The 24165-nt window shown below is 49.0% G+C and carries 19 protein-coding genes; 12 read left to right on the top strand and 7 right to left on the bottom strand.

Translation table 11 applies throughout. From position 1 onward, the window contains the following. Positions 1–1671 carry a tetratricopeptide repeat protein gene (locus B160_RS0127580; protein ID WP_018631211.1) on the bottom strand — a complete coding sequence of 557 codons (1671 nt, stop codon included), beginning with the start codon at positions 1669–1671 and terminating at the stop codon, positions 1–3. Positions 1672–1865: 194 nt separating this feature from the next. Between B160_RS0127580 and B160_RS0127570 the strand changes: the two genes are divergently transcribed. The 7 genes from B160_RS0127570 to B160_RS0127530 all read left to right on the top strand — a co-directional run bounded on the left by B160_RS0127570 (position 1866) and on the right by B160_RS0127530 (position 12229). Next, complete coding sequence (locus B160_RS0127570; protein ID WP_018631209.1) at positions 1866–2429, top strand: hypothetical protein; 564 nt, start codon at positions 1866–1868, stop codon at positions 2427–2429. 5 nt (positions 2430–2434) lie between these two features. Beyond that, positions 2435–3175 (top strand): CDP-alcohol phosphatidyltransferase family protein, encoded by a 741-nt coding sequence (locus tag B160_RS0127565; protein ID WP_018631208.1) that lies wholly within the window; start codon positions 2435–2437, stop codon positions 3173–3175. Positions 3176–3271: 96 nt separating this feature from the next. Beyond that, complete coding sequence (purS, locus tag B160_RS0127560; RefSeq protein WP_018631207.1) at positions 3272–3517, top strand: phosphoribosylformylglycinamidine synthase subunit PurS; 246 nt, start codon at positions 3272–3274, stop codon at positions 3515–3517. A 103-nt stretch (positions 3518–3620) separates the two neighbouring features. Then, complete coding sequence (gene rsmI / locus B160_RS0127555) at positions 3621–4289, top strand: 16S rRNA (cytidine(1402)-2'-O)-methyltransferase (protein ID WP_018631206.1); 669 nt, start codon at positions 3621–3623, stop codon at positions 4287–4289. Between the two features lie 74 nt (positions 4290–4363). Further along, positions 4364–7186, top strand: coding sequence for a M16 family metallopeptidase (locus tag B160_RS0127550; RefSeq protein ID WP_018631205.1), 2823 nt, complete (start codon positions 4364–4366; stop codon positions 7184–7186). A 289-nt stretch (positions 7187–7475) separates the two neighbouring features. Further along, positions 7476–10637 carry a glycoside hydrolase family 2 TIM barrel-domain containing protein gene (locus B160_RS0127540; protein ID WP_245562291.1) on the top strand — a complete coding sequence of 1054 codons (3162 nt, stop codon included), beginning with the start codon at positions 7476–7478 and terminating at the stop codon, positions 10635–10637. Between the two features lie 236 nt (positions 10638–10873). After that, on the top strand, positions 10874–12229 hold the full coding sequence (locus B160_RS0127530) for a Gfo/Idh/MocA family protein (RefSeq protein WP_018631201.1): 1356 nt from the start codon (positions 10874–10876) through the stop codon (positions 12227–12229). 113 nt (positions 12230–12342) lie between these two features. On the opposite strand, the gene B160_RS0127525 is transcribed toward B160_RS0127530, so the two are convergent. The 3 genes from B160_RS0127525 to B160_RS0127510 form a co-directional block, all read right to left on the bottom strand. After that, the gene (locus B160_RS0127525) at positions 12343–12738 is read right to left on the bottom strand and encodes a DUF4345 domain-containing protein (RefSeq protein WP_018631200.1); all 396 of its coding nucleotides are present in this window, start codon (positions 12736–12738) and stop codon (positions 12343–12345) included. Positions 12739–13092: 354 nt separating this feature from the next. Then, positions 13093–13344, bottom strand: coding sequence for a hypothetical protein (locus B160_RS0127515; RefSeq protein ID WP_018631198.1), 252 nt, complete (start codon positions 13342–13344; stop codon positions 13093–13095). Positions 13345–13576: 232 nt separating this feature from the next. Beyond that, positions 13577–14086, bottom strand: coding sequence for a DUF6266 family protein (locus B160_RS0127510; protein ID WP_018631197.1), 510 nt, complete (start codon positions 14084–14086; stop codon positions 13577–13579). 650 nt (positions 14087–14736) lie between these two features. Between B160_RS0127510 and B160_RS0127505 the strand changes: the two genes are divergently transcribed. The 4 genes from B160_RS0127505 (at position 14737) to B160_RS0127485 (ending at position 17660) form a co-directional block, all read left to right on the top strand. Then, on the top strand, positions 14737–15579 hold the full coding sequence (locus B160_RS0127505; RefSeq protein WP_245562295.1) for a DUF488 domain-containing protein: 843 nt from the start codon (positions 14737–14739) through the stop codon (positions 15577–15579). A 2-nt stretch (positions 15580–15581) separates the two neighbouring features. Next, a complete protein-coding gene (locus B160_RS0127500) occupies positions 15582–16397 on the top strand; it encodes a hypothetical protein (RefSeq protein ID WP_018631195.1) in 816 nt (271 codons plus the stop codon). A gap of 233 nt (positions 16398–16630) precedes the next feature. After that, the gene (locus tag B160_RS0127490; RefSeq protein WP_018631194.1) at positions 16631–17206 is read left to right on the top strand and encodes a HEPN domain-containing protein; all 576 of its coding nucleotides are present in this window, start codon (positions 16631–16633) and stop codon (positions 17204–17206) included. Positions 17207–17234: 28 nt separating this feature from the next. Next, positions 17235–17660 carry a hypothetical protein gene (locus B160_RS0127485; RefSeq protein WP_018631193.1) on the top strand — a complete coding sequence of 142 codons (426 nt, stop codon included), beginning with the start codon at positions 17235–17237 and terminating at the stop codon, positions 17658–17660. Positions 17661–18143: 483 nt separating this feature from the next. On the opposite strand, the gene B160_RS0127475 is transcribed toward B160_RS0127485, so the two are convergent. Both B160_RS0127475 and B160_RS0127470 read right to left on the bottom strand, forming a co-directional pair. Continuing rightward, positions 18144–20318 carry a S9 family peptidase gene (locus B160_RS0127475; protein ID WP_018631191.1) on the bottom strand — a complete coding sequence of 725 codons (2175 nt, stop codon included), beginning with the start codon at positions 20316–20318 and terminating at the stop codon, positions 18144–18146. Positions 20319–20487: 169 nt separating this feature from the next. Next, positions 20488–21924, bottom strand: coding sequence for an RtcB family protein (locus tag B160_RS0127470; RefSeq protein WP_018631190.1), 1437 nt, complete (start codon positions 21922–21924; stop codon positions 20488–20490). Between the two features lie 323 nt (positions 21925–22247). On the opposite strand from B160_RS0127470, the gene B160_RS0127465 reads away from it, so the two are divergent. After that, positions 22248–23087, top strand: a complete 840-nt coding sequence (locus B160_RS0127465; protein WP_071597080.1) for an alpha/beta fold hydrolase — start codon at positions 22248–22250, stop codon at positions 23085–23087. Positions 23088–23089: 2 nt separating this feature from the next. On the opposite strand, the gene B160_RS0127460 is transcribed toward B160_RS0127465, so the two are convergent. Then, positions 23090–24064: a GlxA family transcriptional regulator gene (locus B160_RS0127460; protein WP_018631188.1), complete on the bottom strand. Its 975-nt coding sequence runs from the start codon at positions 24062–24064 to the stop codon at positions 23090–23092. Positions 24065–24165: the final 101 nt, after the last annotated feature.

Genomic DNA, 24165 nt, shown 5'->3' with positions numbered 1-24165 from the left:
TCATAAGGTTTTCAGGTATTTTTTGACCCGGGTTATTTCCGGCCGGGCCGACCGGCCGCTATCCGTTATTGCCAACAGCTGTTGAAAGTAGGCGGCTGCCTTTTCTGTTTTTCCCGATCTGATGGCTGCCTGACCGGCACCGTAGAGCGCATTGAACCGCCCGGGATGGGTGGTTAAGGCAGTTTCGTATGCCGCCAGTGCAGCTTCCGGCTGGTTCATTTCCAGAAGCATATCGCCGAATAACTCGCGGGCCGGTAAAACTTCTCCGGGTGTAACCGGATGTTTCCCGGTACGATCCTCCATATCTGCAGCAAGCTGCATCAACGGCCGCGCTGTCCCGTTTTTCCCCTCTATAAACAGGATCCATGCTTCGGCGGCTTTTGCCTGGATGGCTACCTGGTTGGCCGCGTAAGTGTCTTTTTGTTTAATAAGGAGGGCCTGCAGCCGGTTCAGTTCTTTCAGCTCTTCCCGGGCCGGTCCTGGCCGTCTTGTACGTGCATGGCCCAAAGCGCGGGTAAAACGGGTAATGGCGGCCTGCCAGGGAAAACGGTTCCAGTTGATATTTTCAAACGCGGGCTTGAGTGCGGCGGCCGCTTCCCATTGTTTATTTTCCAGCACATAGCGGGCGGGTATGGCGGCAAAAGAATAAGCCGCTTTGGTGTTTACCGGATATACTTCGGTAATATGCCTGAGGTATTCGAGTTTGCTCCGGGCGGAATCATTCTGTCCTTTTTGCAGGTATCCGTAAACAAGATAATCCAGTCCGTGCAGCTCTTCATCCCAGTGGCCCTTCATATTGGTTGCTTCAGCATAGCACAGGGCAGCGGCAATACAGGCGAGATTGGAGCGGATGGCTTCATCCCAAAGTCCCAGCCGTATAAAGATATGTGAGGGCATGTGAAGGGCGTGGGCGGAAGAAGGTGCGATCGATGCATATTTCCGTGCAGCGGCCAGCCCCCGTTGTGCCAGCTCGGGGTAATCATAGGTATGGATGAGGTAATGCACAATACCCGGGTGTTCCGGCTGGCCGGGATAGAGAGCCTGCAGGAGCTGCGCGGCCTGCAGTTGCCGGCGAAAGGTTTTGTCGGCAGGATCCGCCGCCGCATCAAGGGCAAGGGCATAAAAGATCCTTGCTTCCTTATCCTGCGGGTACTGACCGGCAAGCTTTTTCATAGCGTGCTCAAAGCGCAGCGCACGGGTGCGGTGGCCGGCGGTTTCCCAATGATCGTAATAGGCCCCGATAGCAGCGATGTATTCTTTTTCCCTGCCGGAAGCAGGGAGCGAGCGTGCCAGACCGATGGCTGCGGCTCCTTTTTTCAGTTCTTCGGGAGTTGGGGCGGTCCATAGCGGATGAAAGTTCGACATGGCAATACCCCAGTAACCCATGGCGCAACCGGGCTCTTTGTCAATGATGCCGGCGAATACCTTCTCCGCTTCTTCATATTCAAATGAGTGCAGTAATTGAATACCAAGATTAAAATCGTCCTTTACAGTAGAACAGCCGGTCTCAAATACCGCAGCACCCAGTTGCAGTTCGGGCGGACCGCAGGAAATAAGCGGTCCTCTTTTAAGCTCCAGTGATCCGATCTGGGCCGCCGTTGGTGGCCGGTTCTTTTGTTTACAGCATAAAAAAAGGCAACTGACCAGGGCGCAAACGAGGCTTGTTCTCATAACGCATGTTTTAACGAATGGTCCGGAAAAATGATTTTTATGGACCGGATAAAACCCGCCCGGTCTGCTTTACAGGGTTGAATATTTTAAAAGGAACGGTTCGCAGATAACACCTTCATCTCCGGCGGTTCCCCTATAAAGTTAAAATAATAAATCAGCAGATTCAAATTTTTAAAAAACAGTAAATTCGCACCGTGCATGATATTGAACCATATTACAATTGGCAGCATATTTATCTGAGCGAAGAAGATGAACTTTCCCCCTTTTACGGGGTCGAGCACTCCCAGTTTGAATACAAGGATGCCGTGTACAACTACTATATTCATCCGCAATGGGATTATTTTGGCAGCCGCACGCTTTACCTGAAGGTATTGATGGCCGATTATGAGGAAGGGTATGCCGTCATCGAGCTCATCGGGGAGTGGAATGATGCCGTAGAGAATGACATCATGACCCTCAAACGGGATGTGCTGGAAGTATTTATGAATGAAGGCATTTATAAATTTATTCTGATCGCGGAGAATGTGCTGAATTTTCACAGCGGCGACCGGGACTATTATGAAGAGCTGCACGAGGAGCTGAGCGATGCAGACGGCTGGATCGTATGCCTGAACATGCCTTCGCAAACCCAGTATGATTTTAAGCAGGCCAAACTGAACCAGTTCATCGAGCTGATGGAAATAAATAACTGGCGGGTGTACAAGCCGTATCATTTATATAAAAAGATAAACGACCAGTTAGCCGCCCGGTTAACCTGACGATTATGAAACAGATCCCCAATTTATTTACCCTGTTAAACCTGGTGTTTGGCTGCCTGGCGATCAAATTTATTCTGGAGCCGGAAAGTGCTTTTTTGTGGGCCTCCCCGCTATCGCTCACCACGGGCATGCTGGTGGGCAGCTTTTTGCTGCTGTGCGCTGCTGTTGTCGATTTCCTGGATGGGTTTGTGGCCCGGCTTTTCAAAGCCACCTCGCAGATGGGTGCGCAATTGGATTCACTGGCAGATGCGGTAAGCTTTGGCGTAGCGCCCGGCATGATCCTGTATCGCCTGCTGCAGATCGGATGGGCCAACAATGCCGCGGTTACCGGCTGGTGGTACCTGCCGGCAGTTCTTTTTCCCTGCGCTGCCGTATGGCGCCTGGCAAAGTTTAATCTGGATAAAGAGCAACACTATTATTTTAAAGGCATCCCAACACCAGCTGCAGCGCTCACCGTAGCGTCCTTACCCGTGATCGCATATACCGGTTCGCCCGCCGTCGGCCAGCTTGTTTTTCACCCGCTCCTGGTTTATCCGGCGATCCTGATCATCAGCGGACTGATGGTGAGCAACCTGCCCATCATCAGCCTGAAGTTTAAAAAATATACGCTGAAAGCCAATAAAGACAAGTTATTACTGGTGTTCATTGCGATATTGGCCGCTGTCTTTTTTAAATGGATCGCGGTGCCCGTGGTATTTGTAGCTTATGTTATTGTATCTTTGATTTTTAAGCCGGACCGGGCGTGACAATTTTTATATTGCCGCGATCCGGGCGGGTGTAAGCTGCACCGGCAGGGAACCCGGCCTGGCAAAAGCAATTTAATAAAATTTACAAGAAAGCGTATGAGTTATACAGTACAGGTGGTGATCATGCCGTTAAAAGAATTATTGGACCCGCAGGGAAAAGCCGTTCTGGGTGGATTGGCCAATCTGGGTCTTGGAGCCGTTACGGATGTGCGGGTTGGAAAAAACATCACGCTGCAGGTCGATGCTGCTTCCCCGGAGGAAGCGAAGGGTATTGGTGAGCAAGCAGCAAAACAACTGCTGGCCAATGCGGTAATGGAGTATTTTGAGGTAACGGTACTGTAGTCGGGAATCGAGAATCCAGAATCCAGAATTGAGGATCTGGTTCCTGGAATCCCGGCCGCCTGTTTTACATTTCTTATTTAATATTCCGCTTTTACATTCCCAAATGCTTTACCTTGTTCCCACACCCATTGGTAATTTAAAGGACATCACGTTCCGGGCGTTGGAGGTGTTAAAGGACGTGGACCTGATCCTCGCGGAGGATACCCGCAATACGGCGCATTTGCTGAACCATTACCAGATCAGCAAGCCGCTCACTCCTTACCATCAGCACAATGAGCACAAGATAACGGACCATCTTGTAGACCAGTTGCTGGCCGGGCGGAAAATGGCCCTGGTTACGGATGCCGGTACCCCGGGGATCTCGGATCCCGCTTTTCTTTTGGTAAGGGCCTGTGTAAAGGCCGGGGTGGGCGTAACTTCCCTACCCGGGGCCACTGCTTTTGTTCCGGCGCTTGTGAACAGCGGCCTGCCCGCCAACCGTTTTTGCTTTGAAGGGTTTCTTCCCCTCAAAAAAGGCCGGCACAGCCTGCTGGAAAGCCTGAAGACCGAAGAACGGACCATGATCTTTTACGAATCGCCCCTGCGGCTTGTGAAAACGCTCAATGACCTGGCAGGTTATTTTGGTCCCGGCAGGGAATGCAGTGTGAGCCGGGAGCTGACCAAACTTTTTGAAGAGACCCACCGGGGTACGCTGACCGATGTTGCCGCCTATTTTTCACAAAAAACGGTCAGGGGTGAAATCGTGATCGTGGTTAAAGGTGCCGATAAATAACCGGCATACGGCTTTATCCCTTATTTTTGCTAACGACTGTTTATTATTTTTACTTTAAAACAAGAAAACGTTCTATGAAGCAAAAACGGATCTTGATAAAAGGAATCGCCCTGTTGTTTCTTTTATCAGCTGGCCTTGTACTGACTGCCCAGGTAAAGCTAACCGATTCCATTCCACTGGATCCCAAAGTAACGATCGGAACCCTGCCAAACGGGTTTACTTATTATATCAGGCAGAACAGGAAGCCGGGGAATAAAGTGGAGCTGCGGCTGGTGGTCAATGCCGGCTCTATCCTTGAAGATGATGACCAGCAGGGCCTCGCCCATATGGCAGAGCATATGGCATTTAACGGCACCCGCAATTTTAAAAAGAATGATATTGTAAGCTTTCTGCAAAGTATTGGAGTGGGCTTTGGAAATGATCTGAATGCCTATACATCATTTGACGAAACCGTTTATATGTTACCCATCCCCACGGATAAACCGGGCAACCTCGAAAAAGGCTTTCAGATACTTGAAGACTGGGCGCATCAGGTTACCTACAACACCGATGATATCAACGGGGAGCGAAACGTGATCCTTGAGGAAAGCAGGCTGGGAAAGGGTGCGGACGACCGTATGTTCCGGCAGATCTATCCGAAACTGTTTGCCGGAAGCCGGTATGCCAACCGGCTCCCCATAGGGGTAGACTCCATTATCCGCGCTTATGATCCCGGGCTGATCCGTAAGTTTTATAAAGACTGGTACCGGCCCAACCTCATGGCTGCTGTTGTTGTGGGAGATGTAGAGCCGGCAACCGCCGAAGCCCTGATAAAAAAACATTTCAGTGGCATGGCAAACCCGGCAGATCCCCGTGCACGTGATTATTCCGATGTAAAACCGTACAGCAGCAACGACGGTATGGTGGTAACGGATAAAGAAGCTACCAACTACTCTGTAGGGATCGCTTACAGCGCCTTTCCTTCAAAAGAGGCGCAAACGGTGGGGGAATATGAACAGGACCTGATCAAGAATATCTTTTCCAGTATCCTGAACCAGCGCCTGCGCGATCTGACACAGCAGCCCAATCCTCCCTTTCTTTACGGATACACCTATTTTGGAAGTTATGCCCGTAATTACGATCAGTTCAATGCGGGAGCAGGAGTAGCCACAGCGGCGGATGCAAAAAAAGGACTGGAGACCCTGGTAGAGGAAATTGAAAAAGCAAAGCGTTTTGGCTTTACCCAGGCGGAGCTGGACCGGGTAAAAAAAACCATGGAGGCCGGGATGGATAAGGCCTATAATGAGCGGGAGAAAACAGAGTCTGCGAATTATGTAAATGAATACGTCCGCAATTTCCTTACCGGCGAGCCCATCCCCGGTATTGCAAAAGAGCGGGAATACGTAAAAGAACTATTGCCGCAAGTTGCGCTCCCGGAGATCAATGCCTTTGCCCGGTCGCTGCAAAAGCAATCCAATTATTTTGTGACTCTTACCGGGCCGGTTGCGGCAAAGCTGCCGGCTGCGCAGGATTTGGTAAATGCCGCCGGTGCCGTGATGGCCAGGACGGACATCAGGGCCAATGAAGAAAAGATCATCGCAACAGATCTGCTTTCCACTAAACCCAAACCCGGGAAGATACTGAAAGAGACCATTGATAGCAAACTGGGCACCAAAACCTGGGAGCTCAGCAATGGCACTTTTGTAACCTTTAAGAAAACGGATTTTAAGGATGATGAGATCCGGATGGGTGCACGCCGCTACGGAGGCACCAATGGGTATGGTGTTGCAGATAAATACAATGCCCAGTATGCGCTGAGTGTAGCGGGCGCAATGGGGTACGGGGCTTTTTCGCCTACCGATCTGCAAAAAGCCCTGGCGGGAAAGACCGCATCGGCAGGAGTATCATTGACGGGCACTACAGATGGCTTTTCCGGCAGCTCCAGCGTAAAGGATCTCGAAACCATGCTGCAACTATTGTACCTCAAAGCCACGGCTCCAAGAGTGGATACGGCGTTATTCCATTCCTTTGTGCAAAAGAATAAAGCCAGCGTAGCCTATATCCTTTCCAACCCCGAAACGGTTTTTATCGATACCCTGCTTAAGACCGTTTACAGGAACAATCCGCTGGCACCGGTAGCGGTTCCCCGTCCGGAGTATTTTGACCAGATCGATATGCGCCGGGCGGTTCAGATCTATAAAGAACACTTCGGTGATGCCAGCGGCATGCAGTTTGGCTTTGTAGGCAGTATCGATGAAGCGGTTCTGAAACCACTGGTGGAAACCTACATCGGCGGTTTGCCGGCAACAAAAAAGAAGTTTGCCTTTAAAGATAACGGAGTGCGCCCGGTAAAAGGAAAAGTGGACCTTACCGTGTATAAAGGCGAGGCCGAAAAAAGCCTGATCCTTTCCCTCGTAACAGGAGAGCTGGCGTACAGCCCGGACCTGGTCCTGAACATGCGGGCCGTAAGCGAAGTGCTGAACATCCGGGTGATCGAAGAGCTGCGGGAGAAGATACAGGGCATTTACGGCGGTGGTACTTCGGTAAGCATTGATCGTTTTCCATATGCACATTACAGCTTCTTTACCCAGTTGCCTACCGGCCCGGCCAAGGTAGATACCTTGTTAAAAGCAATGAGCGCCGAGATCCGCAATATAGAAACCCGGGGGCCGTCTAAAGAGAACCTGGACAAAGTGAAGCAGCAATGGCTGGAGCGGAACAAGGTAGCCATAGAGCAAAACGGTACCTGGCTGGAATACATCCTTTCTGCGCGGCTGGAAAAAAAGGATCCGGACCGGTTCCTGAATAGCGAAAAGTACATCAATGCGCTGACACCGGAAAGCGTAAAGGCCGCGGCTCAGAAGATCTTTTCCAGCGGTAATGTGGTAACGGCTGTTTTACAACCGGAAAAGAAATAGGAAACTAAACGCATTTTTAATAACAGTGCATGGCTGAACCGCAAAGTATGCCTGGGGTACAGAGGAGAAACCCGGATCTTCGGATATTATTTTTTAAACAGTACAATCGATTGCGCGAATGAAGGCTTTTTGGACCTGTTGGTCCGTAATGCCTGTCTGTAAAGCATTTGACCGGTTTGAGCCGGTTGTAATTCCGCTTGCTGTGCCGCCGCCGCTTATGTATAAATTGTCATAGTTTTCCCCGCTTTTTCTAAATTAGCGCCTTTGGACCTACCATTACTTGTTTTTTATGATGAAGAAAAAGATAGGATCATTGGCTGTTTGCCTGTTGTTTGCCGGAACGATGCTGGGACAATCGCTCCCCTCTGAGCTGCAGACCCCCGAAGTGGTTTCGGTGAACCGGATGCCGATGCGGGCGCATGCCTTTGCTTTTGAAACAAAAGCCCTGGCAGAAAAAAGAGCAAAAGAAGCGTCTAAGTATTTTATCTCCCTCAACGGGAGCTGGCGTTTTAACTGGGTTCAGGACCCCAACAAACGACCCCGGGACTTTTACAAACCGGATTTTGATGATAGCAAATGGAACGATTTTCCGGTGCCGGCCAACTGGGAAGTGAATGGCTATGGACTGCCGATCTATGTGAACCATCCGTATGAATTTACCGGGAGAAAAAAAACCGGGGCCCGGCTGAACCCGCCGTTCGACATCCCGGAAGACAACAACCCCGTAGGATCCTACCGGAAAAAAGTGGTCATTCCGGGAGACTGGGACGGCCGCCAGGTGTTCATTCACCTGGGTGCGGTAAAATCAGCCTTTTTTATCTGGGTGAACGGACAAAAAGTGGGATACAGTGAAGACAGCAAGCTGTCTGCCGAATTCGACATTACCAAATATATAAAGCCGGGCGAAAACCTGGTGGCGCTGCAGGTGTATCGCTGGAGCGATGGCAGTTACCTGGAGTGTCAGGATATGTGGCGGATCTCCGGTATTGAAAGAGACGTGTACCTGTATGCAACGCCTTTGCTGGATGTGAGGGATTTTAAGATCGGTTCCACGCTGGAAAATAATTATAAAGACGGGGCGTTCACCTTCTGGGGTGAAGTGAACAGTTATAAAACCGACAAGAAGACCCTGCATTCGAAAAGAGATACGGCTTCCGTAGAGTTGGAGCTGGTAGATAACGATGGCAAACCGGTGTTCAGGGAAACCCTGCCGGCCTTTTCCGTATTGGGGCGCTACAAAACGGACCTCTCTTTTAAGACCACCATCCCCGGAGTAAAAGCCTGGACAGCCGAGACCCCGAATTTATATACCCTCTTCATAACGCTAAAGAATAAGAACGGCGATGTGCTGGAAGTGGTTCCCGTACGTGTAGGCTTCCGCACTATCGAAATAAAAGGAAGGGATTTCCTGGTAAATGGTAAACGGGTATTCTTTAAAGGGGTGAACCGGCATGAGCACAATGCCCGTACCGGTCATACGCTTACCAAAACCGATATGCTGAAGGATATGGAGATGATGAAGAAGCTGAACATAAATGCGGTGCGGCATTCACATTATCCTCCGGATCCCTATTGGCTGGAACTCTGCGACGAATATGGCTTATACGTGATCGACGAGGCAAATATCGAATCGCACGGGCGGTACTACGATCTGGAATTTACGTTCGCCAATGATAAACAATGGCGGATGCCGCACCTGGCGCGGATCCAGCGGATGTACGAGCGGGATAAGAACCATCCTTCCATCATCACCTGGTCGCTGGGCAACGAGGCCGGAAATGGGATCAATATGTATGAAGGCTATGACTGGCTGAAGAAAAAAGACAACCGGCCCGTGCAATACGAACGTGCGGAATACGATTACAATACGGATGTGGTATGTCCGCAATACCCTTCTCCCTCTTATGTGGCCTGGCAGAAAAACTCAAAAGACGGGCGGCCTTATATTATGAGCGAGTATGCGCACATCATGGGCAACAGCCTGGGCAATTTTAAAGAATACTGGGATGCCATTGAGTCAACTTCCGGCACGCAGGGCGGCTATATCTGGGAGTGGATCGATCAGGGCATTGACACCGTTAAGAACGGAAAACGCATCCTGGCGTATGGCGGGGATTTTCCGCTGAGCGGGCCGGTGGATGAAAATTTCAGTGATAACGATTTTTGTGTAAAGGGCGTGGTGACGGCTTACCGGCACCTGACCCCGATGGCCATTGAAATAAAAAAAGTGCACCAGAACATTAAAAGCCAGTATAAAGGCAATAATGAAATTGAAGTGGTCAACGGTTTCTTTTTTAAAGACCTTTCCAATATAAAGCTGGATTGGGCAATTACTGAAGATGGCGCCGTTGTGGCAAAGGGAACGCTTGCTGGTCTGAACATCGAACCGCAGGCAAAGGCCCGGCTGATGTTACCGGTAAAGCTAAAGACCAAAGCTGGAAAGGAGTATCTGCTCAATCTTTCCTACCGGTTAAAAAAAGAAGAGCCGTTCCTGGATAAGGACTATGAAATAGCGGCGGCACAGTTTGCTTACAGCGGCCGGCCGGTACCCTATAACCACCGGGAAACATCCGCAGCCGTTACCGCAACAAAGGAGGGCAACCATCTTCTGTTAAAAGGAAGCGGCTTCGTTGCCGGCTTTGACCTGACCAAGGGAACGCTGGTGGAATATTCCATAAAAGGAACCCGGATCATCGCTAATGGCCCCCGGCCGGCATTTTACCGTGCGCCAACCGATAATGATATCGGCGCCGGTCTGAATCGTTCGCTCCGCAACTGGCGGAACGCTTACGAATCGGCAACCGGTATTGAGGCAAAGACGGAGCAGGTAAGCAAGAGTGAATACCGGATTACCTTTACCGCGGCTATCCTGAACGGAAAGGCAAAGACCGAGCAGGTATTTACCGTGTATGGAGACGGGAACATCCTGGTTAAGAACAACTATACCCTGAATGCGGGGGATTATAAAACGGTGATGCGGATCGGGAACGACATAGAGCTCGAAAAAGAATTCTCAAAGATCCGGTGGTATGGCCGCGGGCCCTGGGAAAACTACTGGGATCGCCATACGGCCAGCAATATCGGCAACTACAGTCAGACCATCGACCAGCAGTATTTTCCATATGCCCGTCCGCAGGAAAGCGGAAATAAAACAGATGTCCGCTGGATCAGCATGCAGAACAGCAAAGGTGTTGGCGTGCGTTTTGAAATGGCCGACAGCGTGCTCTCCGCATCTGCATTGCCCTATAGCCTGGAGCAGTTGGATCCGGCGCCGGTGAAAAAGCAGTTCCATTCGGGTGAGCTTGAAAAGGCCGGTAAGATATTCATGCATGTGGATCTGAAACAGCTGGGCCTGCAGGGCATTGACAGCTGGGGCGCGATGCCGCTGAAACAATACTGGATCCCCCCCGGAACCTACGCCTATAGTTACTGGATACGTCCTGTTCGCTAAAAGCGCCGCCCGGCGGGCATGCGCAAACGGTTGCTCTTTAAAAACAGGCATGGATCCTTTTTGATATGTGCGATTCAGATTACCTTAGGCGTCCGGTAAACCATCAGCCGATGCTTGCAGCAGTTTCACAGAACAGACCGGCCGGATCCGGAAAAAATGCTGCCGGTAATAAAGGAGATCGCCATTAAAACCCGCCTGACCCCGTAGCTGTGGGACAGGCATAAAATAAAACACGGATGAAACGTAAAGACTTTGTAAAAAGCGCCGGCCTGGCAATGGCTTCGGTAGCGATTCTGCCATCAGAAACAGTATTAAAACCTACGGCAGCTACCAGGCTGAAAGCGGCGATCGTGGGAGTGGGTGCCCGGGGTATCTGGCACCTGGATCTTTTATTAAAGCGGGATGATGTGGAGGTTGTAGGCGTTTGTGATATTGATCCCCGCTGCATTGAAGCGGCAAAAGAAAAATTTTCAAAAGCCGGTAAAAAACAGCCCGTGTACTATTCCAACGGGGCCGATGACTGGAAGAATATGTATGCGAAAAAAGGGATCGAAGCGGTGATCATTGCCACTCCCTGGGAGCTGCATAAGCCCATGATCATCGGGGCGCTGGAAGCAGGCATCAAATATGTAGGAACCGAGGTGATCCTCGGCATCTCCCTGCAGGATCATTGGGATGTGGTGCATGCTGCCGAAAGGTACAACGGTCATGTAATGATGCTGGAGAATGTGTGCTACCGCAGGGATGTGATGGCTGTATTGAACATGGTGCGCCAGAATGTGTTTGGGGAGCTGATCCATTTACAGGGAGGCTACCAGCACGATCTGCGCGGAGTTAAATTCAACGACGGGAAAACACCGTACGGGAAAGGCGCCGAGTTTGGCCATACCGACGGATATTCTGAATCGCGGTGGCGTACGGATCATTCCGTTTGGCGCAACGGCGATCTCTATCCCACGCACGGCATCGGCCCGGTAGCGCATTACATCAACATCAACCGCGGGAACCGTTTTCTTTCCCTGAATGCGTTTGCTACAAAGACCCGCGGCCTGCACGATTACATTGTAGAGGTTGGCGGACCTACCCATAAAAATGCGAAAGTGAATTTTAAACTGGGCGATATTGTAACCACCCAGATCAATTGTGTCAATGGTGAAACGGTGATCCTGCAGCACGACACCAACCTGCCGCGTCCGTATTCTCTCGGATTCCGCGTACAGGGAACTAAAGGCCTGTGGATGGATGTGAACAGCGGTATTTATGTGGAAGGCGTATCCAAACCCCATACCTGGGATAAGGCCCAGGTATGGCTGGATAAATACGACCACCCGCTGTGGAAAAAATACGGGGAAGATGCGGCCGGGGCCGGTCATGGCGGCATGGACTTCTTTGTGATCCATTCGTTCATCGAATCGGCAAAAAGGAAAGAGCCTACCCAGATGGATGTTTATGATGCGGCCACCTGGAGCGTTATTACCCCCCTTAGTGAGCAATCGATCGCACTGGGGCACCAGACCGTTGAGTTCCCGGATTTCACCGGGGGCAACTGGATGTACCGGAAACCGGTGTTTGCGCTCAACGATGATTATTAATCTACGAACTGTTCATTTTAAATGTCCGCCGTTCAGGGGCGGACATTTTTTTTTCGGGATTATTGCCCGTTTATTGATGGTTGCGTGCTGCCAGGGTGCTCTGCCGCCGAAAGCTAAGCCCGCTTCCTGTTTCCCAGGTAAAGCACCAGCGCTATCATACCAAATGTAGTTTCTATGGTGAGCCAGTTGCTGCCAAAGCTGCCTAATGATCCGTTAGCCCAAATAGTAACAAGCCTTGACAATGCATACAGCAGCCAGAACAGGCTCAGGAAAAGCAACGCAAGAGGCAGGTTCCTGCGCATGGTGTAGATCAATACGGCGATCACCGAAAAACCCACACCGCCATATACGCCCCTGATGGAACTTAATGCATCGGTATTGTTCAACGTTACATGCACCAGGTCCATAACCGCCTGCGGATTGTACCAGGCCATTGCCGCAACCCATGCAAGGCTTAATGCAGAAATACAAACAAAACCATAACCGGCATAACTGAATATTTTTTTCATCTTGTTTTATTTTAGGATGCAAAATTATTCAGGTGTTTTTTAGAAATTAATGACATTCGTCAACAGTTTTCATGCGGAGCAATGTTGTGTGTCATTTGCCACAAAGACACGAAGCAGAACTAAGGTTGAATATCGCCATGTCCCACAAGTCATCCTGGCCCTCTTGGAACGCCTTGTCTACACTTCCTGGGATGAGGATGCTAAAGGCAATGCCCAGGGCATTTCTTATATGGTTCTTTTGAGGCGACAGCATAACCAACACCTCAAATGCATGTCCAAAGACCAATAATGATTTGCATGCAATGCGTAGCTACGGATTATAAGGACCGTTCGAATAAATAATGCTGGCTGTAATTATTTTAATGACTTCATCTCTTTTAATGTGGTAGATATATTTGCAATCACAAATAAGGTAGCTTTAATAACAAACCCGCTCAGGATTATTAAACCTCCATATATCATTCCAAAAATGTTAAAACCAATGGTGCCGTTAAGTGCGATAAATATAACAATACCGATGGCTGCCATTACATATAGCGCAATGTTGGCCACTTTTTTTAATGCAGATTCGTCTTGGATGTCCACTTCTTGATGTTCGTTTGACATAATAAAAGTTTTGGAATTGTAATGATTTTAATTCATTGTAAGGTAGTTAATTTTTTTATTAAAAGTTCCGGAGATAAATGACGATTAAAAAAAGTTTGTCAAGGCGAAAAATTGAAATGCGCCCTATTTAATTTGTAAAGTGATCATTGTTTTTAACCCCGGCATGGATATACAGCAAAATGCCGGAGGTATATACGATACCCCCGGCAACGGTCTTTTTTTCAAAAAAGAATCAGGTAAGTGTTACGGAGCCCATGTATTTGGAATTACAGGCCTCAGTGGCTCCCTCATCGATAAAGGTAGCCCATACATGCACTTCCTCGCCCGCGTAAAGGGGCAGCAGGTTTGCCGTAGCAGTGCCTGCCAGGCGCGCTGCCACCCCGCTGAAAAGCTGTCCGTCCCTGCGCGATGGCACATACACAAAAACGGTACACAGGTCGCTTTCATTAGTGCTGGCCGGCGGTGCATTATTGGTCCAGGTAACGGTAATGGCCTGTGCCTGGTTATAGAGGGTTACCAGCTCTTTACGCTTGCCAAAGAACAGGCGTGCAAAGGACTTGTACAACCCCAAAAAAGCTACTGCAAAACGAAACAGCTCGCGGTGAACGGTTTGCGGCTTGGTGGAGCTGCTGCGCATTACGGGCCGGATGCGGCTTACTTCCACCCCATGAACGTTGGCGATAACAACACGCCCGGTGCGGCCGGAGGTGCCGCTTAAAATGGAATTGGTGACGCTGCCCATAGTTTTAATTTTTAAAAATGAATAAAAGAATGCTTGCTTGCATAAAATTGGGGTATTAAAGGGCTGTTTTATTTTTTTGATCCCTATTGATCCCTTCTGACCCCTTATGATCCTTTCTGATCTCTTCTGACCCCTTCTGATCCCTCCTGACCGCAAAACGCCTATTTTCTGTATCCTTTCTGTATCGTTTGTATATCCTTTGTATATCGTTTCTGTATCCTGGCTATATCCTGGCTGTATTCTGGCTATATCGTTCGTATATCGTTGCTGTATCGGTAAGAGGTGGTATGCGATATGCTGGAACTAGGGAAATAGTTCAATAGCTTGTAAGGTTAGACAGCGTTATTATTTTCATGTGCCCATCTTAAGAACACCCTGACATCCATCTTGCGACGCTCCGTTTTTCACCGGTGCAGGTGGCAGCATTGTTTTAGTTACTTGTATTTTCTTGCCTGCAGCGTAAACAGTCCTAGTATGGCTTTACGTAAAGGTTACTATTACAAAACCGGCTATTTTACCCGTCAAAGTGTATAAAAATTAGTTACGTTTTATGCATATGTGTTACTAATTATTTTAGCAACTGAAATAAAATTGTATCTTTGTTACATATGTTTTACCGAAGGAAAATAATACTGGCATTATTGCAGCAAATGGGAGGCACTATTGAAAAAATTGTGTTCCAAAAGCTGCTGTTTCTTTTGGTGAGACAACAGCAGGTACCTGCATACGATTTTATACCCTATAAGTATGGTTGTTTTTCTTACTCTGCTACTGCTGATGTAACAGCTATGTCCAAAAAAGGTTTGCTGGCAGACAATGACACTTGCATAGTAAGTAACGATAAAAAAGATTATTTCAAAGAACTACAAATAACCGATCAAAAACACTTGCTGGAAATAAAAAAACTTTACGGCGGCATGAGTGCTAACGCTTTAATGCGCCATACCTATCTTAACTATCCTTACTGGGCCATTAACAGTATAAAAGCTTCGGATATACTTACCGAAGAACAACTGCAAAAGGTACATACAAACAGGCCTAAAGACAACCGAACCATTCTTTTTACCATTGGATATGAGGGTATTTCTTTAGAAGAATACCTCAACCGGCTAATCAGGAACGATGTAAAAGTATTGGTAGATGTACGTAATAACCCTGTAAGCATGAAGTATGGTTTTAGCGGCAGCCAATTGAAGCGTTATTGCGGGAGCTTAAATATTCAATACCTGCATTTTCCTGAAGTGGGTATCCGGTCGGAACAACGACAGGAGCTGAAAACCCAAAAAGATTACGACGAGTTATTTGAAATATATAAAAAAAGCAACCTTACAAAAACAATTCCCTCGCAGGAAAAAATATACCAGCTGCTGCAACAACACCAACGTATTGCTTTAACGTGTTTTGAGGCAAATATTTGCCAGTGTCATCGTAAGCATTTAGCAGAAGCTATACAAAGCCTGCCGGGGTTTGCTTATGACACCAAACACATCTAAATATGGCCTTAACTAAAGTTTTGATCACTGTTAAAACCTATCCCACATTATCTGCAAAATATGAAGAGCTGGTATGTACCGCTGGTTTTAAAGAAGATGGTTCATGGATAAGAATATATCCTATCCCATTTCGGAAAAAAGCTTACCATGAGCAATACAAAAAATATGACTGGATAGAGCTGGATCTTGTAAAAAACGAAAATGATTTCAGGCCGGAAAGTTACCGACCAAAATCTTTAGATCAGGAAATAAACGTTGTTGGGCATATCGATACCAGCAATAATTGGGAAGAAAGAAAGCAAATATGCCTGGGTAAAGTATATAATGATCTTGATATATTAATAGCGGAGGCAAAGAACAAAAAAATAGGTACATCCTTGGCGGTTTTCAAGCCCACAGCAATCCTGGATTTTTATGCGGAGCCCGCAGAGCGTGAATGGCCTAAAGATAAATTGGAAAAGCTGAACCAATACAACCTTTTCGAAACCAATGATGCGGGCAAGTTTGAAGTGGTAAAAAAACTACCCTATAAATTTAAATTCAAATTTAAGGATAGTGAGGGTAAGGAAAGAAACTTGATGATTGAAGACTGGGAAGTTGGTGCATTATACTGGAAGCAACTGGCAAAGTATGAAGGTGATGAAATTAAAGCCATTGCTGATGTACGGAAAAAATATTTAGATGATTTTGCAAGAACCAAGGATCTGCACTTTTTCCTGGGCACCACTTATGCTTTTCATGCTAAAAATGCACCCAACCCTTTTGTAATTATAGGTGCATTTCATCCTAAACAAGAGGTGCAGGGGCGGTTGTTTTAAACAAAATAAGAAAGATATCCGGGTGATCTTAAAAGCATCCTGCCAACCGTTGAGGAGCCGGATTTGAGTAAAAAACTTAACGATGATTGAATTGTTCACAAAGGGGACTACTGAGTTTTTCTCGGTAGTTCAGCAAGGATGAATTTTATATTCTTAACATAATCGTCAATACTCAAATTTTCAAATTCAATCATGTTTTTTGCAGCAACATCCTGCCGGTTACCACACTTGTATTGGCAACATCCACTTTTGTGGAGTGGCTGCAGGCCGGTCTGCCCTTTGCCCTGTCCGTATGGCAACACGCCCCGGTGCTGTTTGATGCGGTGCGCATTTGCCGGGAGGATTTCCCGGAGATCAAAGCATCTATCAACAATAAAGAGGCTGCTAAGCAATGGCAGGAGGGGTTATTAAAAGCCAAAGAGTTTTTGGCAGGGGCGGAACTGTACCGCGTGCGCAAGCAGCACAAGATTGCGGCTTTTATGCTGCATCAATCGGCAGAACAGGCATTGCGGGCACTGCTGATGGCGGGAACCGGTTACCATGCCAATACCCACAGCATTGACCGGCTGCTGCGCTATGGTAGCCTTGTGGCGCATCAACTGCCGGAAATATTTCCACGGCAAACGGAGCGGGACAAGCGCCTGTTTAATCTTTTGCAAAAAGCCTATATAGACACCCGGTATAAAGACGATTATAAAATTACGGATGAAGAGTTGTTAATCCTTACCAGCAAGATCAGGCGCGTTCATGAAATTTTATCCGATGCCGGAAAACGCTTAATAAATGCTCCGTTGCAGCCTGAACTATAAAATACTTTCCAATAAAAACGCCTGATTTATGGAAACCGGCACCCCCAACAGAAAACGTTTTTGCAAGCCCTGGCACTTTTTGAGCCAGGCCGGTAAACGGCCGTTGTGCATCTTATGGGAAGTCTTTGATACCTATCACCTGGATGAGCTGAAGCAGGAGCTGAAATGCTGGCAACGCCAGGCCTTATGTAACGATAATAGCGCGTATGACGAAGGTGGAGCACGGGAAGACCTGATGGATTTTATTCAACAGCTGTTCCGGCTCATAGAGGCCTTCCATGTTTTGAATGAACAAAAAAACGCAGGTAGAAAACGAAAGCATCAAAAAGGGCTGTCAAAAGACGCGCGGAAAATGATCGCTAAAATGAACACCCCGGTTTTGCTTACTGCCGGGGAAAAGAAAAACCCGCAGCAGGTCATTCACCAATTCTGTAAAACTTTCCGCGGGTCTTAAGCTCAAATGGAACTGCTGAATATGCTGGATGCGGTAGTTACTTATAAAGGAGGTAAAGAAGTATATAAAGGAAATTTGGTAATGTTCTACGAAGCTTTATTGGTCCTGGTAAATTTAGCTTATAAAATGAGTAACCGTGAAAAAGGATCTGGGCTTGCATACACATGTGTATGCCCGTTGTCAAAGACCAACGTTAAAGCTTCTGCCCGGTCTTCGCTTTAACCGCAATGAACGCAATGGATCCGCAGCGGTCGCAATGGGAATATGAATATTGAAGATTCCCTAATCTTCCTGGCAATTAACCACAAAGGCTCCAGGGCACTAAGAAACACTAAGATCTTTAACCCCGAAACGGCGCAAAGAAGCAGAGACGTGGTGAGGTGTTTGCCGCAAAGGCATTAAGGCACCAAGGGCCAATGAGCTTGAATACGGCGCCATGTCCCACAGGTCACCCAGGTCCCCTTTGTGCACCCCACTTTTCCCCTACCTCCCACCCGGCGGGCAATGCGCTTTTAAATAATTTGTGTAGAGCGTTGAAAGATGTTCGCGGGTGCCTGCTCCCTCGGAGATGGAATGGGTCCGGTTGGGATAGCTCATCAGCTGAAATTGTTTTCCCTGACGGATGAGCTCGTTGATCAGCATTTCGGCATTCTGATAATGCACATTGTCATCGCCGGTGCCATGAATATACAGCAGGTTACCCCTCAGGTTTTTGGCATAGGTAATGGGCGATCCTTTTACAAAATCTTCGTTGGATGCAGTTGGTACCCCCATATACCGCTCCTGGTAAATATTGTCGTACAGGAGCTGGTTGGTGACGGCGGCAATGGCGATCCCCGTTTTATAGATCTCCGGGTACTGGAACAGCAGGTTCAATGTAGAAGAGCCGCCGCCGCTCCATCCCCAAACGGCAACACGGCTTGAATCGATAAAATCCCATTTCAAAATCTCTTTGGCCCCCATGGCCTGGTCGCGGATATTGATGCGGCCAATGTTCCGGTAGATCGACTTACGCCACTGGCTGCCTTTGGGAGCAGGTGCGCCGCGGTTTTCCAGGGAAATATACACGTAGCCGTCATGGGCCATACTGCCGTTATAGAGGAAGTTCTTTCCGGCGTTGAAATTGTCCAGCACCGTCTGGCTGGCCGGCTCGCCGTAAACGTAAAATACCACGGGGTACTTCTTATGGGGGTCAAATGGTACCGGTTTTACCATCCAGCCATCGAGCTCCACGCCATCTGTGGTCGTCAATTTAAAGAATGTTGTTTTCGGATCTCCCGGGTTTGCAGCCTGCACCTTTCTGGCTTTGGCCAGCTCCCGGTGATCCGGAAGGCTGATGATGGCGCCGTTGGCCAGCTCCGAAGCGCTGCTGTGGTTCAGGATCGCGATCTTTCCGTTTGGAGAAATGGTGTATTTATTGGTACCGCTCAGGTCGTCCGGCGTTACCCTTGTGGCCTTTCCACCGTTAAGGCGGGTCCGGTACAGATAGTTTTGGGTGGCATTTTCCGGCGAGGCGGCAAAATAGATGGTTTTTGTTGGCGCGTCGTACAGGTTGAACTGGATGACATCATAGGCACCTTTGGTGATCGGTGTTTCTTTTCCCGAAAGGTCCAGTTTGTAGATCTGGCGCCAGCCGTTCTTTTCCGAGAGCCAGAGGAATTCGCCTTCCTTATTGATCCAGTCCCAGCCACTGGGATCGTTATCATTCCACCGGCTTTTGATATCGATCCAGGCCGCATCGGTTTCCCGGTAGATCTGTTTGGATGTTGCGGCGGCCGCGTCCACCAGCAAGATCCGGCTGTCGTTCTGCTGCCGGTTCAGTTGCTGCAAAATGATCGATTGCCCTTTGGGCGTCCATTCCATCCGGGGTATATAGTGCTGAACAGGATCTCCTTCAATAGCGGCCTGGTGTGTTGCTTTGCTGCGGAGGTCATAGAACCAGATGGTGCAGGAGCTGGGGTTCTGTCCTACCTTGGGATATTCCACCGGTATGGTGAATGGATACAGGGAGTCGGTGTTGTTGATCATCAGGAAGTTCCGGATGTTCCGGGCATCCAGTTTCCAATAAGCGATCCGGGTGCCATCCGGCGACCACCGGAAACCGTCCTGGCAACCGAACTCTTCTTCATAGGCCCAGTCAAAGGTACCGTTGATGATCCGGTCCGTTCCATCCTGTGTTATTGCTGTATGATTATGGGTCTGCAGGTCTTCTATATAGATGTTGTGCTTTGAAACATAGGCTACTTTTCTACCATCGGGAGAAAACTTGGCGAACATCAAAGATGCGACGGGCAGTCCCTGGCCCAGCTGAACGAGCTTTTTTGCGGCGCGGTCAAATACCCAGTAATCACCGCGTGTATTTTCCCGCCACACCCGCCGGGTATTGGCAAACAGCAGGATGCGGTTGCCATCGGGGGAGATGGTAAAACTCTGTACGTTGAGCGCGCGGGATGTTCCTGCGGGCGTCAGCTCCCGGCCGGTCATGAATACCTTATTGTTTTCCGGGTGTACCGGGTCAATGCTGGAGATCCCGTTTTCTGAGAAGCTGTAAAAGCTGTTGCCATCCGGGGTCCATTGCAGCTTTTGCGCGATGGCGCTGCACATGGATAAAACGAGCACACCCAGGATCAAAAAGATCCTTCTTACTGGAAACGTCATGAGTTGAGATTTAGGGCCTAAATTAACGGGCTTTTCTTAGATCGCCATAAAAAACTCCGTTCCTTTTTTAGTGAGAGATGTGCGAAGGTGTGCCGATCTGTTCCGGTAAGCCATCGTGCCCGCTTCTCCGTGGGTTCTTATACAGCATAAGGCTCGTAGTGTGATGACCTCATTCCTTCACCCGCCATTTTTTTATGTTGTCGCCGGCCATCTTTACAATTTTGGGTGTAAATTTTCCTACCACATCTACCAGTACCTTTTGGCTTTTCATCACCGCCTCGATGTCTTTATAGGCGAAAGGCGCCTCGTCCAGACCGGCACTGATCAGCGTTACCCCGTGTTTGGACAGTTCCTTTTTGAGATCGGCATCTGTAATGCTCTGCAGGGCTCTGCTGCGGCTCATTTTCCGGCCGGCGCCATGTGATGCTGAGTTTACAGCGGCTGCCTCGCCACGGCCTTTTACAATAAATCCTGCAGCGGTCATGCTGCCCGGAATGCTGCCCAGGATGTCTTTACCGGCAGGTGTGGCGCCTTTGCGATGTACGATCACTTCTTCGCCGTTCAGCAGCTCCTTCCAGGCAAAATTGTGATGGTTTTCTACCATCTTTACGGGCCTGCGGCCCAGCTGCTTTGCAATTTTTGCATGAATGACGTGGTGGCAGGCGGCTGCATAATCCCCCGCCAGGTTCATTGCCATCCAGTATTCCTGTCCTTCCGCTTCATCCAGGTTCAGCCATGCCAGGTTTTTGGCATCCTGCGGCAACCGCCTTTTACTGATGGCGATCTTTGTATAATGGTTGGCAATGGCGGCACCCAGCGCGCGGGAGCCGGAATGGGACAATAGCCCCAGGTATGTTCCTGGAGGCACCTGCAGCACTTCATCCTGCTCCCGGATCTCGACGATGCCAAATTCCACAAAATGGTTACCGCTTCCGCTGCTTCCCAATTGCTTCCAGGCACGGCCATGCAGCGCTTTTAAAAAAGGCAATTGCTGAAAGGCCGCATCGTCCATCACCGCATGGTTTGCCGCTTGTGTAAACTGGGCCCCGCTTCCGAATAAAGTAGCTTCGTTGATCTCCCGTACAAAATAGTGTTCGCGGTTGGTCAGCTCCTTTGGATCGATGTCGAAAATGCTCAGGCACATCCGGCAGCCGATGTCCACACCTACGCCATAGGGGATCACCGCATTCCGGGTGGCCAGTACTCCGCCGATGGGTAATCCATAGCCCTGGTGTGCGTCCGGCATGAGGGCGCCGGCAACAGAAACCGGCAATTTGGCTGCGGTATACATCTGGGCAAGGGCGCCTTCTTCTATATGCTCCCTTCCGAAGATGTTAAAGGCGATCCCCGACTGGTTCAGGGACACGGCTACGCTGCTGTCTTTATTGTCCGGCGGTGGCAGCAGCTGCGCGGCAACAGGAGCCAGCACGGCATCGGATACAAAATCCGAAGGAGTTTGCAATACGGTTTTTAAAATAGTAAAAACCGCGTCTTTGGAGGCATATTTATAGTGCTTCTGCACCAGGTTCATCGCAATGCTGATCACCGGGCCTTCGGGGTATCCCAGCTGCCTTAACGCTTTCCCGGTTATTTTTAATTTGCTCATTTGTGTGTTTTTAAATAAGAATGGGTTGTTTTCATTGTCGAAAACAAAACTGGATCATTTCGGTGCAATCTATTTGCACAGTTAAAAAAAGATGTTGAAAATAAAAAATACGATGCCGGAAAATGTTCCGGAGGAAGATCGCAAAAGGGATGATATGTAATTACCGCACACGCATAGCGGCAGTTAATACAGGAAACGGCAATTGGTAACCCATTGTTAAAAAATGAACGGCGTTTATCTTCGGGCCCGGCCGTCACTGCCGGTACGGGCCCTGAAAATGATCAAACTATCTTATTTTTATAGGATCGGTAAATTTGCTGGAGATGAAATCGGAAAAGATCGGGGCGGGGCTTTTTATGCTATTGCTGTTATGGGGGATCGCTGCCTGCGGCCGCTTGCGGGTGATCGCTTATGATTATAACGACACTATCGGAAAATATTATACTGTCCGGGGATTTCGAATGTACACAGAAACCTATGGTAAGGGGAAGCCCCTGTTAATGATCCATGGTAATGGCGGCAACATGAGTGCTTTTGCCAATAATGTCCCTTATTTTTCGCGAAAATACAAAGTGATCCTGGCCGATAGCCGGGCGCACGGCCGCTCAGCAGACCCTTCAGATTCGCTTAGTTTTGAAATGATGGCCGATGATTACAGCGCTTTGTTGTCGGCCATGCATATTTCTTCGGCCTATGTCCTGGGTTGGAGCGATGGAGGCATCATTGCCCTGGAGCTGGCAATGCGCCACCCTGAAAAAGTGATCAGGCTGGCCAGCACAGGCGCCAATCTTTGGGCGGATTCGGTAGGTTTGAGGCCCGACGTATGGCGGGATGGTGTGCGGGATTATCAGGCGTGGCAGAAACGGATGCCGCTTACCGGCGAAAAAGAGAAGAACGATTACAAAGTGTTTATGCTGGATTTTGAGCAACCCCATATCGCGTTGCAGGAATTGCAGAAGATCCGGTGTCCTGCGCTGATCATCGGTGGCGACAATGACCTGATCCCCGTGGCACATACCCGGCAGATAGCGGCCGGTATCCGTAAAGCATCCTTATGGATCGTGCCGCATTCGGGGCATGCGACCCTGGTGGATCACAGCCGCGCATTCAATAAACGGGTCGATGCTTTTTTCCGCAAGCCGTTCAGGCATCAGCGCCGCTGATCCTACACCAGTATTTTTTCATACCTGACCTTATAGTCAACCGGTGTCATTCCCGTGATCCTTTTGAATACGTCGCGAAAGGCCTTTACATCATTATAGCCCACGTGGTACATAGCTTCCTGTATGGTTTTGCGGCCCTGCTCCAGCAGTTTTTTGGCGGCCTCTATCTTTACTTTCTGAATGTACTCCACCACCGTGTTGGTAGTGGCTTTTTTAAAACGCCGTTCAAAAGTGCGACGGCCCATTGCAAAGCGCTCGCAGAGCACATCAACCGGTATGCGCTCCTCAAAATTCTGTTCAATATAATCCTGAACCTCCCGGATCGCGTCATCGCCATGATCGCGCATGCCGGAAAAAATGATAAAGGGCGACTGGCTGCTGCGCTGGATATCGATCTGGAAGTACTTGGAGCAATAGACCGAAACCTCGCGTCCTGCGTATTTTTCAATAAGGTAGAGCACCAGGTTGGAAGCAGAAAAGCCGCCGCTGCTGGTGTACACCCCGCCTTCGTCGGTCAGGATCCTGTCGGCCACCAGGTGCACTTCCGGGAAGAGCTTTGCAAAATCATTGCTGGCCTTCCAGTGCGTAACACAACGCTTGTTGTTCAGCAATCCTGTACCTGCCAGTAAAAAGGCTCCCATGCAAAGACTGGCGATCTCCGCCCCGGCTTTATACTGTTCTACCAGCCAGGGAATGATGCCCCGGTTTTCCTGGACGTACTGCGCAACAGGGTCCTGCAGGGCCGGCACCAGTATCAGGTCCGCATGGCTTATTTCAGAAACGAGGCGCTGTGCCTGTACCTCGTAAAGGCCGTTGTTCAGCTGTACTTTTGGCGCAGCCGCGGCAAGCTGTACCTGGAACAGGGGCGGGCGTCCCTTTGCGATGAGGTACTGGTTGGCCTCCTCAAAACCCTGCCTTGGATTTTCAATGCTCGAGAGGTTGGCGCCTTTTAAGAGAAGAATGACTACTTTTTTCATTTCATACTTTTTAGCCAGGCAAAGATAAACCAGAAGAATGTCGTAATCAACCCCAGAGATTGTCGTATTTGCGTATTTACAAATGAATGGGGCTGTTGTAG

The organism is Niabella aurantiaca DSM 17617, assembly GCF_000374125.1.
Lineage (GTDB): Bacteria > Bacteroidota > Bacteroidia > Chitinophagales > Chitinophagaceae > Niabella > Niabella aurantiaca.
Note: the sequence above shows the minus strand (reverse complement) of the source record. Positions and strands in the feature narration are given on the sequence as shown.

What these genes read in the sequence shown, in the direction of transcription:
- B160_RS0127580 (WP_018631211.1), bottom strand. Translation starts at nt 1,671, where the DNA reads ATGAGAACAAGCCTCGTTTGCGCCCTGGTCAGTTGCCTTTTTTTATGC.
- B160_RS0127565 (WP_018631208.1), top strand. Translation starts at nt 2,435, where the DNA reads ATGAAACAGATCCCCAATTTATTTACCCTGTTAAACCTGGTGTTTGGC.
- purS (WP_018631207.1), top strand. Translation starts at nt 3,272, where the DNA reads ATGAGTTATACAGTACAGGTGGTGATCATGCCGTTAAAAGAATTATTG.
- rsmI (WP_018631206.1), top strand. Translation starts at nt 3,621, where the DNA reads ATGCTTTACCTTGTTCCCACACCCATTGGTAATTTAAAGGACATCACG.
- B160_RS0127550 (WP_018631205.1), top strand. Translation starts at nt 4,364, where the DNA reads ATGAAGCAAAAACGGATCTTGATAAAAGGAATCGCCCTGTTGTTTCTT.
- B160_RS0127540 (WP_245562291.1), top strand. Translation starts at nt 7,476, where the DNA reads ATGATGAAGAAAAAGATAGGATCATTGGCTGTTTGCCTGTTGTTTGCC.
- B160_RS0127530 (WP_018631201.1), top strand. Translation starts at nt 10,874, where the DNA reads ATGAAACGTAAAGACTTTGTAAAAAGCGCCGGCCTGGCAATGGCTTCG.
- B160_RS0127525 (WP_018631200.1), bottom strand. Translation starts at nt 12,738, where the DNA reads ATGAAAAAAATATTCAGTTATGCCGGTTATGGTTTTGTTTGTATTTCT.
- B160_RS0127515 (WP_018631198.1), bottom strand. Translation starts at nt 13,344, where the DNA reads ATGTCAAACGAACATCAAGAAGTGGACATCCAAGACGAATCTGCATTA.
- B160_RS0127510 (WP_018631197.1), bottom strand. Translation starts at nt 14,086, where the DNA reads ATGGGCAGCGTCACCAATTCCATTTTAAGCGGCACCTCCGGCCGCACC.
- B160_RS0127505 (WP_245562295.1), top strand. Translation starts at nt 14,737, where the DNA reads ATGGGAGGCACTATTGAAAAAATTGTGTTCCAAAAGCTGCTGTTTCTT.
- B160_RS0127500 (WP_018631195.1), top strand. Translation starts at nt 15,582, where the DNA reads ATGGCCTTAACTAAAGTTTTGATCACTGTTAAAACCTATCCCACATTA.
- B160_RS0127485 (WP_018631193.1), top strand. Translation starts at nt 17,235, where the DNA reads ATGGAAACCGGCACCCCCAACAGAAAACGTTTTTGCAAGCCCTGGCAC.
- B160_RS0127475 (WP_018631191.1), bottom strand. Translation starts at nt 20,318, where the DNA reads ATGACGTTTCCAGTAAGAAGGATCTTTTTGATCCTGGGTGTGCTCGTT.
- B160_RS0127470 (WP_018631190.1), bottom strand. Translation starts at nt 21,924, where the DNA reads ATGAGCAAATTAAAAATAACCGGGAAAGCGTTAAGGCAGCTGGGATAC.
- B160_RS0127465 (WP_071597080.1), top strand. Translation starts at nt 22,248, where the DNA reads ATGAAATCGGAAAAGATCGGGGCGGGGCTTTTTATGCTATTGCTGTTA.
- B160_RS0127460 (WP_018631188.1), bottom strand. Translation starts at nt 24,064, where the DNA reads ATGAAAAAAGTAGTCATTCTTCTCTTAAAAGGCGCCAACCTCTCGAGC.